Annotated in this window: 2 protein-coding genes; both read left to right on the top strand. The window is 72.2% G+C overall.

Going from position 1 to position 2,643, the window contains the following annotated elements; all coding sequences use genetic code 11:
• A partial coding sequence (locus AB0J09_RS61930; protein ID WP_360713477.1) for an IclR family transcriptional regulator occupies positions 1 to 614 on the top strand: 614 nt, incomplete at its 5' end.
• A 212-nt stretch (positions 615 to 826) separates the two neighbouring features.
• The coding region (locus AB0J09_RS61925; RefSeq protein ID WP_360713475.1) for a glycoside hydrolase family 3 N-terminal domain-containing protein at positions 827 to 2,643 on the top strand (1,817 nt) is incomplete at its 3' end.

The following is a 2,643-nucleotide window of genomic DNA, read 5'->3' as shown; positions in this document are numbered from 1 at the left end:
TGCGGACGCTGCACGACGCCGGGTGGATCAGGCCCGCCGCGGGCGAGGTCACGCGCTGGCAGGTGACCATCAAGGCGCTCCAGGTCGGCCGCCGGGCGGAGCTCGGCCTGCGCGATGCGGCGATGCCGGTCATGGAGGAGCTGATGCCGGTCATGGAGGAGCTGAGGCAGCGCACGGGGGAGACGATCCACCTGATGGTGCCGGAGGGCGACGCGGTCGTCCTGATCGAGCGCCTGGAGACCGACAAGCCGCTGCGCATCGTGCTGCCGCTCGGCATCCGGCTGCCGCTGCACGCCTCGGCCAACGGCAAGGCCGTTCTCGCGCGCCGGCCGAGTCCCCCGGACGAGCTTCCCGCGTACACCGACACCACGATCATCGATCGCGGGGCGCTCGGCGCCGAGCTGGAGGCGGTCCGCGCGCGGGGTTATGCGGACAATCGTGGCGAGTGGCGCTCCGACATCGCCGCCGTCGCGTCCGCCGTCCTGGGCTCGGACGGTCCGATCGCCAGCCTCAGTATTTCCACCCCGGCCAGCCGTATGCCGGAGGATCTGCGCGTGGAGTACGGAAAGCTCGTCACTCTGGCGGCCCGCACGCTGACGGAGTCCCTGACCTGACGGCAGCCGAACGGCAACTTGTCATCTGAGCATCCGGAAACTTTCTGGAAATCTAGCTGCGAACGCTGGCCCAATCCCGCAGCGATCAGCGCGAATATAGCAGTTTGCACCCTCTTGACACGCCGAAACCCTGACCCCTAAGTTGCCGCAATATTAACGGGAATTCGTCGAAAGTTTTCGGCGTCATGCCGGGGAGCAGCCGAAAGGATCGCATGAGGGGCCAGGTACCTACCGACAAGTGGCGGGACACGCGGTTGTCTCCCGCCGAGCGGGCCGAGGCGCTCATCCCGCTCATGACGCTGGAAGAGAAGATCGCCCAGCTCGTCGGCGTCTGGGTCGGCGCCGATGCCTCAGGGGGAGGCGTCGCACCGCACCAGGCCGACATGACGGGCGTCGAGTGGAGCGACGTCATCGCCCATGGGCTGGGCCAGCTGACCCGCCCGTTCGGGACCGCGCCGGTCGATCCGGTCGCGGGCGCTCGCTCGCTGGCCGCCTCGCAGGCGCAGATCGTGGCGGCGAGCAGGTTCGGGATCCCGGCCCAGGTCCACGAGGAGTGCCTGACCGGGTTCGCCGCCTGGCGCGCGACCGTCTACCCGGCGCCACTGAGCTGGGGCGCGTCCTTCGACCCCGAGCTGGTCGAGGAGGTGGCCGGGCGGATCGGCCGGTCCATGCGGGCCGCCGGAATCCACCAGGGCCTGGCCCCGGTCCTGGACGTGACCCGCGACTACCGCTGGGGACGCACCGAGGAGACGATCGGCGAGGACCCCTACCTGATCGGCACGATCGGAGCGGCCTACGTTCGCGGGCTTGAGAGCGCGGGGATCGTCGCCACGCTGAAGCACTTCGCCGGCTACTCCGCCTCCCGCGGCGGCCGCAACCTCGCGCCCGCGCACATGGGGCGCAGGGAACTGGCGGACGTGATCCTGCCGCCGTTCGAGATGGCCCTGCGCCTGGGCGGCGCCCGCTCGGTGATGAACTCGTACGCCGAGGTCGACGGCGTTCCCGTGGCGGCCGACGAGAGCCTGCTGACCGGCCTGCTCCGGGACGAGTGGGGCTTCGCGGGCACGGTGGTCGCGGACTACTTCGCGATCCGGTTCCTGCAGAAGCTGCACGGCGTCGCGGCGGAGGCGGCCGACGCGGCCGGGCTCGCCTTGCGGGCCGGGATCGACGTCGAACTGCCCACGGTGGACACCTTCGGCGCCCCCCTCATCGAGGCGGTCAAGGCGGGGGAGGTCGACGAGGCGCTGATTGACCGCGCGCTGCGCCGGGTGCTGGCGCAGAAGGCCGAGCTCGGGCTGCTCGACGAAGGCTGGCAGGCGCTGCCCGGCGAACCCGAGGACGTGCGCCTCGACGACGAGCAGAGCCGGGAGCTCGCCCTGCGCCTGGCGCGCGAGTCCGTCGTCCTGCTGCGGAACACCGGCGGGATCCTGCCGCTCGCCCCAGGCCGGAAGGTGGCCCTCGTAGGCCCGGTGGCCGACGACCCGATGGCGATGCTCGGCTGCTACGCCTTCCCCACGCACGTGGGCCCGCATCCCGAGCACGGGCTCGGCGTCGACATCCCGTCGCTGCGCGAGGCGCTCGGCACGCTGATCCCCGATCTGACGTACCAGCCGGGCTGCGGCATCACCGGCGACGACACCTCCGGCATCGCGGCGGCCGTCGCGGCGGCCGCAGAGAGCGACGTGTGCGTGCTCGCCGTCGGCGACCGGGCGGGACTGTTCGGGCGCGGGACCTCCGGCGAGGGCTGCGACGCCACCGACCTGCACCTGCCCGGCGTGCAGTCCGAGCTGGTCAGGGCCGTGCTCGCGACCGGCACCCCGGTGGTCCTGGTGCTGCTGGCCGGGCGGCCGTACGCGCTGGGGCCGGAGTCCGACGCGGCCGCGGCCGTGGTCTACGGCTTCTTCCCGGGCCAGCGGGGCGGCCGGGCGCTGGCCGAGGTGCTCACCGGCGCGGTGAACCCGTCAGGACGGCTTCCTGTCAGCGTGCCGCGCGACCCCGGCGGCCTGCCCACGACGTACCTGTCGCCGTC

The organism is Nonomuraea sp. NPDC049784, assembly GCF_040659615.1.
Classification (GTDB): domain Bacteria; phylum Actinomycetota; class Actinomycetes; order Streptosporangiales; family Streptosporangiaceae; genus Nonomuraea.
This window is presented reverse-complemented; position numbering and strand designations above follow the sequence as displayed.